Consider the following 15,523-nt stretch of genomic DNA (forward strand, 5'->3'; position numbering starts at 1 on the left):
CAGCCATTCACCAACATGCAGGCTCCGAGCATCCGAGTGAAAAGCCAGTGGATCGGCTCAGCATTTCAAAGTGAAACATTCGCGACGGGATAGGTTATGGCCGGCCCACCCCGTGAGACGGGTTTATGGATCGCCCCTTCGACACCAGTGATCAAAATGGCCGTTTCGGGGTACAGAATGCGGCTACTCTAGGGATTAGGCCCGACATGGGGAGGGGCTATTACCGTGCAAGCTTCATCGTCTTTCCAGAAGCCTCGATGGCTCAGGGATCTCTTGCGTTTCCTGCCGCTCAAGAGCCAGTTCGTCCTGTCGGGAAACGTCAGCGACTTGCAGGCCTGCGAGGTTTCGCCCGGCGTGATCACGCCACAGACCTTCAACCTGAGCTTGCGAGACGCCTTGCTTGAGGCCGGGTACAACCAGGTACTGAGTTGGGATCCGCTGGCAGGTTTTCGGGTGCTGGCACGGTCCGACTCCGATCCAGCCACCGACGAAACGCTGCTCCGTGACTTGGGACTCACGCCGGTGGAGGGTGCCGCTGCAGCGGGTCCCGACCTTCTCAGCGCCACACTGCCACGTCTCATCAATCGCAGTGGCGAACCGATCGCCTTGCTCGTCGATTTCGCTTCGCGCCTCGTCGTTCGGAGCGATGGGCTGACAGCTGCCGAACATCAGCTATTCACCCAGGCACTGGTGTTGGCACATCAGGCCAGGCCCCGTCCTGCCGGCGAGCGGCGCAAGCCGTTCTTCAATACCGTGCTCTGGATTGTGGAAAAGGAAGGCGACTTGCCGGACTGGCTGCTGGTGGACAACCCGCGCTTGCGACATATTCCCGTGTCCAAGCCCGACTTGCTGGCTCGTCGTGCGGTGGCCGCCAGCTTGTTGCGCGGCCTCGATGGCGGCCGGGGCGCCACGGCAGATGCGTTGCAGAAGGCGAGCCAGAGCTTTGTCGAAAGTACCGAAGGTCTGCTGCTGCTTGATCTCAATGCCATAGCGCAGTTGGCCCGTGTCGAAGGCGTGGCGATGGAGCGCATCGCGGACGCCGTGCGGCGCTACAAAGTAGGCGTCACCGAAGATCCCTGGTTGAAAATCGATCGCCAGAAAATTCGCGAGGCCGACGGCTTCATCCGACGTCGCGTCAAGGGTCAGACCCACGCGGTTACCCACATGCTGGATATCGTCAAGCGCGCGATGACCGGCGTCGGTGCCAGCCGGAAGGGTAGCCGCCCCCGAGGCGTCGCCTTTCTCGCCGGCCCGACAGGTGTCGGCAAGACCGAACTGGCCAAAACCATCACGAGCCTGCTGTTCGGCGACGAGAGCGCGTATATCCGCTTCGATATGTCCGAGTTCAGCGCCGAACATTCCGATCAGCGCCTGATCGGCGCGCCTCCCGGGTATGTCGGTTACGACGTCGGCGGTGAACTGACCAATGCCATTCGCGAGCGCCCCTTCAGCGTGGTGCTGTTCGACGAGATCGAAAAGGCCCATCCGCGCATCCTGGACAAATTCCTGCAGATTCTCGACGACGGAGTGCTTACCTCCGGTCGCGGTGACCGCGTTTACTTCTCCGAGGCGCTGATCGTCTTTACGTCGAACCTCGGCATTTACCGCCAGGATGAAAACGGCGAACGGGTGGCCAACGTATTGCATGGCGACGCGTTTGAGACAGTCCGACGGAAGGTGGGAAGCGAAATAGAACGCCACTTCAAACTGGTGCTCAACCGCCCCGAAATCCTCAATCGCATCGGCGAGAACATCATCGTTTTCGATTTCATTCGCGAGGATGTCGCCGCGGAGATCTTCGACCAGATGGTCGATGCCACGCTCGGTGATCTTGGCGAACAGCAGTTGCAGGTCGTACTCGCCGAGCAGGCTCGTGAGTCGCTGCGCCAGCTATGCCTCAACGATCTTTCCAACGGCGGACGCGGCATCCGCAATCAGTTGGAAGCCCATCTGATCAATCCATTGGCAAGAGCGTTGTTCGACCAAGACGCTAAACCGGGCGACCGCTTTCACGTGCCGGAATTGTCGGCAGGCGGGTTGCGGCTGGTATCGCTTTGAATTTGCCGCTCGATCTGTCGCGAGTGCACTTCCCGGTGACGACACTGGGGCCTGGACGCCGCCTTGGCATCTGGTTCCAGGGTTGCAGCATCCGCTGCCCCGGCTGTATTTCCGCGGACACTTGGGGCTCGGGCCGTCATCGGACCACCGTCGGGCAATTGCTCGACAAAGTGCAGCCCTGGCTTGCCGAGGCCGATGGCATCACAGTGTCGGGCGGTGAGCCGTTCGATCAGCCGGAAGCGCTGCTGGAATTGCTGGAGGCGTTTCGTCAGCGCAGTGGCATCGACATTCTGGTCTACAGCGGGTACCCACGGGAGCAACTCGCCGAGACGCTTGGCCGTGCCGACGGCTTGATCGATGCGCTGATCTCCGATCCCTTCGATCGGCAGCAACCCCAGTCCATGGCGCTGCGTGGCAGCGACAATCAGCGACTGAACCTACTGACCGACCTCGGGCGTGAGCGCTTTGCGGATTTCGAACGACCGTTGCGGCCGGACGATCATGCCCTTGACCTGATGGTCGACGACGATGGCAGCGTCTGGATGGCAGGTATTCCCGCACGTGATGACTTGCTGCGCTTGCGAGACCTGCTGCGAAACGATGGGCACAGTCTGCAGATCAGCGCTGACACCGCATCCCGCAGCGCGTCAGGAAATCTGCCCGAATGATGCGTTTCTGCCCCAATTGCCAAACTGAGCGCGCGCTTCACGAAATTTTCTGCGAAGGCACGGTGCAGGACCGCGCTTGTGGCTGGGATCTGGCAGGCGAGTCGATCCACGAAGCCGGCTGGCGGCCGCAGCCCGTCGTCACCAGACACGCGTTGGCCGAGCAGGAATCGCCTGACGATATCGGTGCTGGAACGCTGCGTTGCGCCAACGGCCATGCCATGCAGTCTGGCGATTTGATGTGCCTGGAATGCAGCGCCGAACCTGCATCGGCTCCGTCATCCGAGGCGTCCGACACCATAGAACGGCCTGAGACGGACAGCACGGCCGGCGACACCGAAACGCTGATCGATGGTTGGCGACTGTTGCAGGAAATCAGTCGTACCGATGGTGTGCGCGAACGCTACCAGGCCCAACACGAGGACGGCAGGCGGGCCGTTCTGACCCTCTATCGGGCCGGTGCCGAGCCGGACCCGGCGGTCTACGTCGTGTTGCGTCGTCTGCCTCGTGAGCATGTGCCCGAGATCATCGCCACCGGTCGCTGGAGTGATCGTGCCTATGAGGTTGCCGAGGAGCTGACTGGCGGCACCCTGGCCGGATTAGGCATCGTCGTCAACGATCTCGCTACGGTTCGCCATGTTGTCCGCGAACTTGGCCAGGCCTTGCATGCATTCAGCGAGGCGGGATTGCGGCATCGCGATCTGCGCCCGGGCACGTTGCTGGTGAGAAGCCGCGAACCACTGGACCTGGTGATCAGCGGGTTCGGTTCGGCGCGTCTGTCCGAGTTCGATCTCGACATCGTTTCGCCGCTTGAGATCAGTCGCTACATGGCACCCGAAGCCATCGCCGGCGGCGTCGCGCCGGCGTCGGACTGGTGGAGCCTTGGCATGATCCTGCTGGAGCAGCTGACGCAAGGCGCCTGTTTCGAAGGCATCCATTCCAATGCCTATCTGATCCATGTGCTGGCGCACGGCGTGCTGCTGCCCGGGGGCCTCGATCCGCAGTTGGAGTTGCTGCTGCGTGGCCTGCTCGTACGTGATCGCCACGAGCGTTGGCAATGGCCGCAAGTTCAGGCATGGCTCGATGGCGAGCCCGTGAGCGTACCGGCTGCGATGCCGGTCGAAGGGAGTCATGAGGATGGTGCGGTCATCACCCTGGGCACGCGCCGCTTTCACACGCCGAACCAGTTCGCGCTGGTAGCGGCGGAAGAGCCACATTGGGCGCAGGCGCTGGACCACCTGTTGCGGGGAGTGATCGTCACTTGGGCCGAGCAGGTCGGGCTGGCGGCGCGGTCGCTCGCCGGTTTGCGTCAGGTCGCACGCAACGAGGAACTGGAAGACGACTTCCGGTTGATGCTTGCGCTGAAACTGCTCAATCCGGATATCCCCCTGATCCAGCGCGGGCAGATCGTCACCCCGGGCTGGTTGCTCGAACACCCGCTGGAAGGTTACCGGCTGATCAGCGGACCGGTGCCGGATCTGCTCGAAGTGATTGGCGGCGAAAACTGGCTGTCGCGACTGAAGGCGCGCGCCGAAGAGGTGCGCCAACGCGCGCGCCACCAGAGCATCGAACTGGACGAGCAGCAGTTGCGCATCTACCTGCTGTCGACATCGCGGGCGCGCCTGGTTGCGCAGTGGCAGGAGCGCCAACGCCTGCTGCCCGACAGCGAGCATCCCGGCGTGCAGTCGCTGTCCGATAGGCGGGTGATCAGCGAGGAAGACTTGATCGTGCTGCTTGGCGCGGCGATCAGCCAGTTCCGGTCGGCCGATACGATCACCGCCGAAGCGGTGCAACTGGCGGCGGATGCAGGTGTGGCGTTGTTCGACGCCGACACGGCGCGCAGTTTGCTGGAGCTTGGGCGTCAGGATCTGTATCGAAATGTCGACGAGCGCATCACCGGTTTCTCACGCTGCGGCCTGGGTTCGGTGGATGCCTGGGCCGACCGGTTCCGGCTGGAGCGGCGGATCGCGTTGGCCAAGGCGCTTGTACTGCTGGCTGTACCGCGTGAAGGATGGCTTGAGCCGCAGAAACAGCAATACGTGTCGCAGATTCTCGATTTCTTCGAGAAAAAAATCAGCACCGCTGTCATGCGTGGTCCGCTGACCAAGATGAACATCGGCAAGACCACCGCCCGTATCGACGTCAACGAGCTCACTACCGACCGTCGCCCGGCGCCAGCGCTGCTTGATGCCCTGCTTCAGCGGCAGGGCCAGTCCATCGAGCTGGACCCTGAAACGTTCGCCGCCAATCCGGCGCTGGAACAGCGGCTCCATGGGCTTTCCCGGCAAAGCACGCTGTACAAACGTGACACGGGCATCGACGGTCTCTATCTGGGCTTCCCCTTCCTGCTCACGCGCGATGCACGCAGCAATACCCGGACACGGATTGCACCGCTGCTGCTATGGCCGATCAAGCTGCAAGTCGAGCTGGGTGGTCGTGGTCAGGCATCCGTGGCCTTCGATAGCGAGCGCGATGAGGTGCGCATCAACCCCGCGCTGGAGGCGCTGGTGGGTGTTGAGAAATGCAAGGCCTGGCGCAAGGCTGTGGATGAACTGCTTGGCCGATCCGCCCTGCGGGCGCAAGACATCATGGATGCGTTCGGCTTGCTCGCCACGGCCCGCGCACGCGTGCTCGGAAACCTGCCACCAACCTCGACCGAGGTGCTTGCCTATCAGGATGAATTGGCCTGCGCTGCCGTCCTCTTCCATGTCACGTTCATGGGTCAGGCCATCGGCGAGGATCTTCGCCAACTCAAGGCCATGTCACCTAGCGGCACCGGGCTGGAAACCGCGCTGCGTCTTGATGCTGGCAGCGAGACGCAGCCGGCCGTTGCACCGCCCGAACTCGAGCGCTTCTTCACTGCGCCCACCGATCCATCACAAGAGCACGCGGTGTTCCAGGCCAGGCAGGCACCGGGGCTGCTGATCGAAGGGCCGCCCGGTACGGGCAAGAGCCAGACCATCGTCAACATGGTGGCCGACACGATTGGCCGGCAGAAAAGCCTCTTGATCGTCTGCCAGAAGCATGCGGCTTTGGAGGTAGTGCATAAACGACTGATCGCCGAGGGCCTGGGCAGCCGGATCGTGATGCTCAACGATGTCAATCGTGATAGGGAGCCGGTGATCCGCAGCGTTCGGGAGCAAGTGGATGCACTGTTCGCTAGCGAGCCAGCCGCGCATGCCTGGCACCGTCAGCGCGAGCGACTCGCTGCCCGTATCGAATCACTGGAAGGCGAGCTGGATCGGTTCCATGCCTGCCTACATGACAACGACGAACAGTCAGGGCTGAGTTACCGCCAATTGCTCGGCGAATTGATTGAACTGGAGCAAGGCGAGCCGCCGCTGGAGTTTCCGGCCTTGCGCAGGAAGTTGGCCGAGATGGACATGGGCAGCCTGGCGCGACTGGAGGAGGCTTGCGCACCATTGGTGCGGCTGTGGTTGCCCGCACACTACGAAGAAAGCCCGCTGGCACAGCTGCAGGTATTTGCCTACGACGCAGCAACGTTGCAGTCATTTCAGGACGACCTTCGCCGCTTTGACGAATCCGAGACCGCCAGGCTGGACGTTCTGCAAACCCATCCTGCCGGCTTCGACGTGGACGAGCCGACACCGCACCGAAACTGGTTGCAGGGTTCGGCACAGGCGCTACTCGATTTGTCCGCAGGTCAGCGCCAGCGCCTCGCACGCTGGCTTCCGCTGTTCCGCCGCCCGATGGCCGGTGAGTCCGATGCTGGCACGGACGCGATCTCGGCACTGGTAAAGCTGAAACGCCAATTCCAGCAGTGCGAGAGCCGCGACTATTCTCAGCAGCTGTCGCCCGTGTTGAGCACCCTGACTTCCCCTGAACTGAGTCGTCTGATGGTGCAGGCCGAGCGTGTCCTGCGCACCACGTCCTGGTTCGCGAAGCTCAGTCCGCTGCATTTCTTTCGCGGCCGCCAGGTGAATGCATTCCTCCGCCTGCACGGCGACGGTCATCCTGATTTGCCCCGAGTGGGTGTCCTGTTCGCCGCCGCGCGTCTGGAAATCAGCTTGCGCCCGCTGCGGGCCGAGCTTGCCAAACTGCATGAACAACTGGGCCTGTCGCCAGCTGCTATCGACAATGGCTCCGCGCTTGCGATGGGGGTGGCCGATACGCTTGGTAAATTGCGCCAGGTGCGGGCATTGGCCGTACTGATCGCCGCGGCTCCGCGAGCAGCGCCGTTGGAGGCCACCGTGCTTCTTGATAGCCGGCCGGCGCTGGAAGCGCTGCTGACGGAAACCGAGGCGGCCCTGATTCGCCAGGCAGCACGCCAGCACAGCCTCGATAGTTTGCAACGCCTGTCCGATTGGGCCGAGGCCGATTTCATCCGGCAGTTGCGCCACGCGATCGATCAAGGGCAGAGCAACAGGGCCCTGCTCAGCGCACTCACCGGCGCGTCGCCGCACCTGGCGGCGTATCAGCAGTTTCGCGCCAGGGCAGCGCACCTGACTTCGGCGGACCTGGCCTTTTTCGCACTTCTGCGTTCGCGCCACGCTGTGCTCGAGAAGGTGCTCGGTGAACGCCTGGAGGCAGCCACTCGCCGCCTCATCAATCGCGAGGCGCGCCTGGGCTGGAAGCAGCGCATCGAACAGGAGCACCCCGAGCTGCTGTTCGAGCAGAACGAGGCGCTGGCGAAGATCGCTAGCCTCGCCGAAGCCGATACACAAATGCGCCAACTCAATCGACAGTTGCTCGGCGCCGGCATTGATCGCGATGGCCTGGGTACCCGTCGGCAGTGGGAAGATGTCACCCGATTGCGCGGGCCGCGGTCCCGCCGCTTGCGCGAATTCATGGAGCTTGGCGCCGACATCGGTTTGATGAAACTGCGCCCGGTCTGGCTCATGAATCCCGACGTCGCCAGTCGGGTGCTGCCGCTGCGCCCAGCGTTGTTCGATGCGGTCATCTACGACGAGGCATCGCAGATGCCGGTCGAGTTTGCCTTGCCCACGCTCTTCCGCGGTCGTCTGGTCATTGTCAGCGGCGACGAAAAGCAGATGCCGCCGTCTTCGTTCTTCTCCAGCCGCGTCGAAAGCGACGAGGCTGAGCTCTTCGACGGCGACATGCCGGACGAGGAAGCGCAACAGGAGGAGCACGAGCAGTTCGTGGATACCTGGAACCGGCGCGAGATCAAGGATTGTCCGGACCTGCTGCAACTGGCACGTGGCGCGCTTCCGACGACCACGCTGGAAATTCACTACCGCTCTACTTATCGGGAGCTGATCGGTTTTTCGAACGCGTCGTTCTACGGCAATCGCCTGAGCATTCCGGCCCGTCACCCACCCGCCAAAATTCTGGCCGCCAAGCCGCTGGAGATGATCCACGTCAACGGCCTCTATCAGGAGCAGAGCAATGCGCAGGAGGCCGATCGGGTCGTCGAGTATCTGGCACAACTTTGGTGCGAACCGGCCGAGCAACGGCCTTCCGTCGGCGTAGTGACCTTCAACCGAAAACAGGTGGACCTGATCGAGCAGCGGCTGAAGCTTCGCGCCGAGCAGGACGATCGCTTTCAGAGCGCCTACGCCGAAGAGCGGGAGCGCAGCGAGGACGGCGAAGACATGTCGGTGTTCGTCAAGAACGTCGAGAACGTGCAAGGTGACGAACGCGACATCATCGTCTTTTCCTCGACCTTCGGCCGTAACAGCCAGGGAACCTTCCGCCGGAATTTCGGCGTGCTCGGGCAGACCGGCGGCGAGCGTCGACTGAATGTGGCGGTGACCCGCGCGCGCAAGAAGGTGGTGATGATTACCTCGATGCCGATTGCCGATGTCTCCGACATGCTCAGCACGCAGCGGGCGCCGATGAGTCCTCGCGATTACCTGCAGGGCTATCTCGAGTACGCGCGCTTGCTGTCGTCGGGCGAGTTCGCCAATGGCCAGAATCTGCTCAACCGCTTGCAGACCGATCGTCTACCGGTGCGCGGCGAACAGCGGTTGCAGGGCGACGGTTTCACCGCGGCGGTGGCGGGTTACATCCGGTCACTGGGCTGGGACCCGGTGCCAGCGAACGAAGGCGATACTTTTGGTCTGGATTTTGCGATCGAGGATCCCGAAACGCGGCTCTATGCCCTCGGTATCGAGTGCGATAGCCCGCGACACCCACTGCTCCGCCGCGCCCGCTCGCGCGAGATCTGGCGCCGGAAGGTATTGCGTCGTTCCATTCCGCACATCCACCGGGTGTCATCGCAGGGTTGGTACCGCGACGGTGATGCCGAACGCCGGGCGCTCAGGCAGGCCATTGAAGGCGCCTTGGCTGCGGTGGGCGAGCCCCCGACGTCGCCGACCCATGCCGACCTGACGGTTTCCACGGAGGCATTCCCATGAGCGGTCCGAAAGTTGTGCGCATCGTCACCCGCGAGGAGATTCTGACGATCTGCGAAGGACACCTACGGCGCCTTGCACAGGCACTGGCCAACTGGCAGGAGCGGGCTGGACGCATCGGAGAACTTGAAGAAGGGGATCTGGCCAGCACGCATGCGCGGCATGAGCGTCTTCGCCAATTGCTGCGTAGCAATCAGTTCGCGGAGCTCCAGAAGCAGGTGCCCATCGAAATCGAATTTCTTGATCGCGATATGGTGCAGAAGGAGGAACGGGCCGTCGCCAAGGCGGCGCAAAAGCGTAGATCGCAACGGCAGTTGCGCGAGAACGCCGCCACCCTGCTGCGGACGTTGCAGTCCAGCAAGGGACCCGTCAAACAATCGCTTCTCGACGCGTTGCCGGCGATTGCCGAAGGTCGCGCCGTAGCGGATGCCGAAGCAATTCTGGCTGAAGGGTTTGCTGCCCTGGGCCAGATTGATGCTGCCGGTTCGCTGACCGAAGCCCAGCGCGACCTGGCCAGGTCGCTGCAGGTCGAGCGCCCGTCAAGATGGGTGGCGGAAGAACACACCACCCGCGAGGCACGTTTCGATCGCATCGATCGACACATCGCGCAACTGCAGACGTTGCATGGCGCCGCTACGGCAGAACCGTTCCTGCAGCGGCTCGCTGCCATCGAGCAGGATCCGCGTGTCGAGCAACGGAACATGCTGCTCGACAGCTTGATCGTGGATATCGCCAAATCCACAGCTGACTACCAGGCGCGCCGAGACCAACTGGCCACGCTGAAGTCCCTGGCGCTTGAGTTGGAGACCCTGCTCCTGGAGCAGACGACGGATTTGCCCGCACAAGTCGCGGCCTGCCTTGCTGACCCTGATCCGGACCTGCAGCAGGTTGCCGCGTTGACTGAGCACTGCGTCGCGGCGGTCCAGGACGAACTGCGGCGCCGTGCGGCGTTTGCCCGTCGCCAGGTCGTTCTCGACGGGTTGGCCAGCCTAGGCTATGAGGTGCGCGAAGGCATGCAAACCGCATGGGCCGACGCCGGTCGCGTCGTGCTGCGCAAGACGGCAACACCGGGGTATGGCGTCGAAGTTGGCGGCAGTGCGGAAAGTGGAAAATTGCAGGTGCGCGCGGTCTCGCTTTCAGGAACGCACGATCGCGGTCGGGACCGAGACATCGAAACGATCTGGTGTGGCGAATTCACTCGCTTGCGCTCGCTGCTTGCCGACAGGGGAAGCGCCCTCACCATTGAGAAGGCCTTAGCGATCGGAGAAGTGCCGCTAAAGGTTGTCGCAATTGATTTCGATGACGATGGCAGAGTTTCCAGCGAACGCACTAAGGGTTCGAGCTGATCGGTCGCTTTATCTCCGATGAGGAAGGCGAAGGATACTTGAATGGCCGTGCTAAGGACTGTATCGAAGTGACCGCTTCGGGTCGAACATTGCCCATTCGAGATATCGGCGCACGCTGGCAGGCTCCACCACCTCGGTAGGAGTCCACCATGAATACGATCGATACATCCACCCAACGCCACGAACCCTGGAACAAGGGCAAACTTACCGGACAAAAGGCTCCGCTCAGGCTCCGCGACATCTGGGCAATTCGAATCCGCCTTCAGCTGGCAAGGAAGGTTCGGGATCTTGCCTTATTCGATCTGGCGATCGACAGCAAACTGAGGGCGTGTGACCTGGTCAAGCTTCGGGTACGCGATGTTGGTTCTGCGGATCACATTTCCGCTCGCACCATCGTCCTTCAACAGAAGACGCAGCGCCCCGTTCAGTTTGAAATTACCGCGCCGACGCGAGAGGCAATTTCCGTTTGGATCAAGCAGGCTCAGCTTCAATCGAACGCCTATCTGTTTCCGAGCCGGATCCACAACTCGGACCACCTTTCGACCCGGCAATACGCACGGATCGTCGATGAGTGGATCGCAGGAATTGGTTTGGATGTTGCTGCGTACGGTACGCACACCATGCGCCGTACAAAGGCTACTTTGATCTACCGACGCACCAAGAACCTACGTGCCGTGCAACTGCTCCTTGGACATACCAAGCTGGAAAGCACGGTGCGATACCTCGGCATCGAAGTAGAAGATGCTCTTGAGATTGCAGAGCAGACGGAGGTCTGATCAGATCAACGCCAAGCCGGATGGCGACACGATGCACGGTCGCTATCCGGCCAGAAGCGGACGCTTCATCGCCCCGCGGGCAGCGCGGCGGGGATGACGTAGTCGGTGACAAGATCCTGTAGCTGATACCACGTAGAGAACTCACGATAGCTGCCGGCGGTGATCGCCACGACCAAATCCAGCTCCGGGACCACGATCACGAATTGGCCGCCGTTACCCTCGGCCGCGTACGCGCGATAGTCGTGGTTCTGTGCCCGGAACGTGTGCAGATGCCATGCATAGCCATAGTCGTGGTTGGGGCCGAAGGTGGTGCGTCGAGCGACGGACGCATCGATCCAGCTCGAGTCCACCAGACGCTGTCCTCGCCAGACGCCACCATCCAGATACAACTGCCCCAGCTTGAGCATGTCGCGTGGACGCAGCTGAATGCCGCCGGCTAGGTAGGCATCGTCGTCCGGCGTCAGATTGAGGTGATACCCGCGCATCTGCATCGGGCCGGCGATCCAGTCGCGGAACAGTTCGGTGAGTCGGCGACCCGTAGTCTGACGGACTACGCCGCCGAGCAGATTGATGCCGGCCGAGCAGTACACCGCCTTATCCGCACCCGGAGCCTGCACCATCGGCAGGTCCAGCGCGTAACGATACCAATCGCGCTCGTCCTGCTGGCCTTGCATCTTGTCTTCGGCGCCGGGTGAATTGGCAGCATCGTCATCGCAGGCCAAACCGGAGCTCATGCTCATCAAGTCGCCTACCGTGATGGCACGCTTGGCCTCATCGACATACTCCAGTTTCTGGTACTCGGGAAACAGGGAAAGCACCGGCGTCTGCGCCGACAGGTTCGCGCCGTGATCGATCGCCATGCCAACGAGCAAGGACGCGAAGGATTTTCCGGCGGAGCGGGTGTCGTGAGCCTGTTCGCGCGAGTAGCCGTGGAAGTAGGCCTCGAACGCCAGCTTGCCGTGCCGCGTCACTAACAGACTATGCACCTGTGGATGCCCGGGTTCGGGCGTGGCGATGGTTTGCACATGCCGCAGCAATTCGGTCATCGGGGCGACCCGCATGCCCACTTCTCCCAGCGCCGCCGTGGTCCAGCCATCATCAACGGGAACCGGCACGCGATATGTGTTGTGCGCGTCGGCCGGGGTCGTCACGTAATAGCCAAGCGCATGATCGCGATCGCGTCGCGTGAACGGAAACACCGCAATGCCCTGCCAATCGATGCGTAGTTGATCAGTCTCTTCGTCGAAACGACCGTTCAACGCCCAGCCCTTACGTTTGGGATCGGTCAACACGACGGCGTCGTTGTCCACGTGCACGTCATAAGCGATACCACGACCCAGGTTGTACTCGGGGTTGCTCAGGAAGGCCTGCAGCGAGGCGTCTGGCTTGCGCTGGATATTCAGGTACTGCGTCACCCGATCCGGCAAAGGACTTACCTGTCCCACCCAGACCTGGCTGTGGCCATGCGCCAGAACCACCGGCGTGGCGTAAGCACTGGCAAGCGTCAGACCGGGTGGCTGGATCCAGAAGCCGTTGATGTCACCGTCGACAAGCTGGCCCCTGAAGTGCCCCTGGTCACCCGGCATGGTAAAACTAACCGCATCGCCATCGCGATCGACCGTGACAGACAGGCCGCCCAAACTGGCCCGCCACGGTGCCTGTCGCCCATCCACCGTAATGGTGCCAGCTAGAAGTGGGCCGGAAACTGTCTCGTTGCCCCACAGCCCGACAAGGTCAGGCGGAACAGCCGCATCAGCGGGCACGGAAAGCAGCAGCAACAGGCAAAGCAGCGCAACGCGCATCGACAACACCTCAGGATAGATGGAAATACTCGACCGCGACCGCGACCGCAGTCCGGATTGAGTTCATTGTGGGTACTAAAGCGGCGGCGATCTTGTACGGGTTGAACCTGGCTGTCGCCGTACTGACCAGGCACGCTGGCGGTAACTACCTGGCGGCAAACCAAAGGCCTCGCGGAAGGTGCGCGAAAAATGGGCCTGATCGAAGTATCCGCAACGAATCGCAATCTCGCTCATGTCGGCCGTGTCGGCGGTCAACATCGCCGCGGCAAGATTCAGGCGCAGGCGGCGCCGGTAAGCACCGGGTGAGCAGCCGAAATGTCTGCGGAATGCACGAGCCAGATGCACCGCGTGCACACCGCAGGCGTAGGCGATTTCGACCAGTGCAAGCGAGCTTTCAAGGTCGTCATGCAAATAGTCGCGCGCCCGCAGCAGCCAGGGTGGGGCCCGCTCGAAGACCTCCTCGTAACGCGTCGCCGTGGCACTCATCAATTCCATGCAATGCGATTCCAGCGCGAGCGCGCCATCATCATCGGCGTGGGTTAGCCGCAGCGCTGCATGCAACGCGGCCGGACCAGGCGTCATGGCGTAATCGGGCAGGGTCAGGACCTCTTCCAGCCCCCGTTGCGCCGCCAGCGACCGTGACACGGTGACGAACCGGCCGGACTCGCTGCGGAAGCGATCCCGATGCAAGGTCCCCGGCGGGTTGTAAACAAGGATCGGTCCGGCACGGGTGCTCGACACCTTGTTGGCACCTGCCAGTCCGCAGGCGGACGATACATAGTCTCCCTCCAGCACCAGGACGAAATGCGCTTCCGCGTGTGAGTGCTCGATAACACCGTCTTCTGGCACCGTGGGCACCAACTCCGACACCGAGAACTCGGACGTACGCCAAGTTGTCTGACGCGCGCCGAGAAACTGGTCATGCTCGAAAACGTTTCGGGTCATAGCGCCAAGAAAGCGAAGCGGGTGGAACAATCAGCCGAGGAAGATATCAGGTACGGCACTCGACACGTCCGCTTTGGGTCGCATGACGCCCTGCGGCCAGAAGCGGACATCGACCAACACCTGAGTTAAGCCGCGCCGCGAAGCGGCGTCGGCTTGGACGAATTGTTAGGCACTCCGCAGCGTACGCCGGAACCACTCATACATGACCTCCATGGCTAGCTTCGCATCCGCTTCCAGAATTGTAGCGGGGTGCGCTTTGGTGGCGAGGAATCGCGTACCGAACGCCTCGGGGTGATCAGGCGCTTTGCGGTGAGTGAACGGGTTGCGGAGTAGGCGAAGCCTGTCAGTGCGGTCAAACAGGTCGCTAGGCAGCGGCAGGTGTTGCCGGCCAGCTTTGATCATGAGCTCGAATGTGCGGCGCTCTTGTACAGGCACCACGTTTTCAAGTTCTTCGCTAAGGGTCTGCTCTACGAAGGACGTGGCGAGGAGCAACGCGCCGACGAAGTGACCGGAAATGAAACAGAGCCGAGCCTCTTCCAGCATGTGGAGCACGGCCAGCTCACCCATCACGGCACCCGGATGGAAGTAGTGCTGAGCCAGCCACTCAATCCGCTCCACGCGAGCGGCCCGCGACGATTCGTCGGCCCGTGCAAGAGCGGCAGTGAGGTTTTCACGAGTGGCTGGAATGGGCATCGGAGTGCCTAACGTGCAGCTAACCGGGCTGGCGCGGCTTGCCGCGACAGGTCCGTGTTGAGCTGAATGTTAGGGCTCATCCCTGGCCCTAGGATTTCCGGAGTTTGGTCGCTGCCGCTTGCGCCGTCGGATTGGGCGTAGGCTCTCCGACCTTCCGGAGCGTGTTGCGATCCGTATGGTGGAACGGCTCCGCCTGGCCTGGGATGATCAACACAGTGTCCTGTTCGTAGGACCACGTTCCATCGACATTGATCGCAACCGTGATGATGTAGCTCTTCGTTCTGAACGCATATTCCAAGAACGGGTTTGACACGATCCCGTTTGTTTCGGACCCGCGGACAGCCTCGAGGCGAAACGTTCTCGCATCGGCCTCGGCACGGCCGACGGCCATCGCTGCCTGTCCGCGCGGTATCGAAAGCGTCTGGATCACGGTGCCCGTCGCCGGTTCCCATAGCCAATAGCCGACTTGGTCGTGGAATGTCTCGACGTCATCAGGCTTGACGATCCGCGTGTGGTACCTCAGTCCGTAGAACAATTGCGGCCCATTGGTCTGTGCATCGATCGGCTGCAACTCCATGTGTTCGATGAAAGCCTGCTTTTCGGGGCCGTTGGGCTTCGGATTGACGTCGAGGCCGTGCGTGCCCACCCATATGCCTGCCATGCCGGTGAGCGGTCCCAGATTGGCGAGCGTATCGACTGCCGGCTCAGGTTCCGTGTAGATGTCTTTGGGGATGTTTTCCATAGTTGATTCCAGCGGGCCTAACACCTGAGTTAAGCCGCGCCGCGAAGCGGCGTCGGCTTGAATGAGTAAAAAGAGACTTCCTCCCCCTAAGACCTCGAGGGCCATGATGGTGTTGCGAAACAACCGTCAACAGAAGAGGAAGTCTCCATGAGCACTATAAC

9 protein-coding genes are annotated in these 15,523 nt (G+C 62.0%); 5 read left to right on the plus strand and 4 right to left on the minus strand.

Features of this window, described 5'->3' with window-relative positions:
- The first annotated feature begins 273 nt into the window (after positions 1-273).
- The 5 genes from ASD55_RS12220 (at position 274) to ASD55_RS12240 (ending at position 11,180) form a co-directional block, all read left to right on the plus strand.
- Positions 274-2,058 (plus strand): AAA family ATPase, encoded by a 1,785-nt coding sequence (locus tag ASD55_RS12220; RefSeq protein WP_235577797.1) that lies wholly within the window; start codon positions 274-276, stop codon positions 2,056-2,058.
- Positions 2,055-2,726 (plus strand): 4Fe-4S single cluster domain-containing protein, encoded by a 672-nt coding sequence (locus ASD55_RS12225; RefSeq protein ID WP_200946164.1) that lies wholly within the window; start codon positions 2,055-2,057, stop codon positions 2,724-2,726. Before ASD55_RS12220 ends, ASD55_RS12225 begins: the two co-directional genes overlap by 4 nt.
- Complete coding sequence (locus ASD55_RS12230; RefSeq protein ID WP_056766464.1) at positions 2,723-9,061, plus strand: AAA domain-containing protein; 6,339 nt, start codon at positions 2,723-2,725, stop codon at positions 9,059-9,061. The genes ASD55_RS12225 and ASD55_RS12230 overlap by 4 nt, the downstream gene beginning before the upstream one ends.
- Positions 9,058-10,404: a hypothetical protein gene (locus ASD55_RS12235; RefSeq protein ID WP_056766466.1), complete on the plus strand. Its 1,347-nt coding sequence runs from the start codon at positions 9,058-9,060 to the stop codon at positions 10,402-10,404. The genes ASD55_RS12230 and ASD55_RS12235 overlap by 4 nt, the downstream gene beginning before the upstream one ends.
- Positions 10,405-10,553: 149 nt before the next feature.
- Positions 10,554-11,180: a tyrosine-type recombinase/integrase gene (locus ASD55_RS12240; RefSeq protein ID WP_056766468.1), complete on the plus strand. Its 627-nt coding sequence runs from the start codon at positions 10,554-10,556 to the stop codon at positions 11,178-11,180.
- Positions 11,181-11,245: 65 nt separating this feature from the next.
- Here the strand turns inward: ASD55_RS12240 and ASD55_RS12245 are convergent, their stop codons facing one another.
- The 4 genes from ASD55_RS12245 to ASD55_RS12260 all read right to left on the minus strand — a co-directional run bounded on the left by ASD55_RS12245 (position 11,246) and on the right by ASD55_RS12260 (position 15,467).
- Positions 11,246-12,982 (minus strand): serine hydrolase, encoded by a 1,737-nt coding sequence (locus tag ASD55_RS12245; RefSeq protein WP_082542763.1) that lies wholly within the window; start codon positions 12,980-12,982, stop codon positions 11,246-11,248.
- A 75-nt stretch (positions 12,983-13,057) separates the two neighbouring features.
- The gene (locus ASD55_RS12250) at positions 13,058-13,927 is read right to left on the minus strand and encodes an AraC family transcriptional regulator (protein WP_056766471.1); all 870 of its coding nucleotides are present in this window, start codon (positions 13,925-13,927) and stop codon (positions 13,058-13,060) included.
- A gap of 165 nt (positions 13,928-14,092) precedes the next feature.
- Positions 14,093-14,620, minus strand: a complete 528-nt coding sequence (locus ASD55_RS12255; protein WP_235577798.1) for a hypothetical protein — start codon at positions 14,618-14,620, stop codon at positions 14,093-14,095.
- A gap of 88 nt (positions 14,621-14,708) precedes the next feature.
- Positions 14,709-15,467 (minus strand): heme-binding beta-barrel domain-containing protein, encoded by a 759-nt coding sequence (locus ASD55_RS12260; RefSeq protein WP_200946165.1) that lies wholly within the window; start codon positions 15,465-15,467, stop codon positions 14,709-14,711.
- Positions 15,468-15,523: the final 56 nt, after the last annotated feature.

Source organism: Rhodanobacter sp. Root561, from assembly GCF_001427365.1.
Classification (GTDB): domain Bacteria; phylum Pseudomonadota; class Gammaproteobacteria; order Xanthomonadales; family Rhodanobacteraceae; genus Rhodanobacter.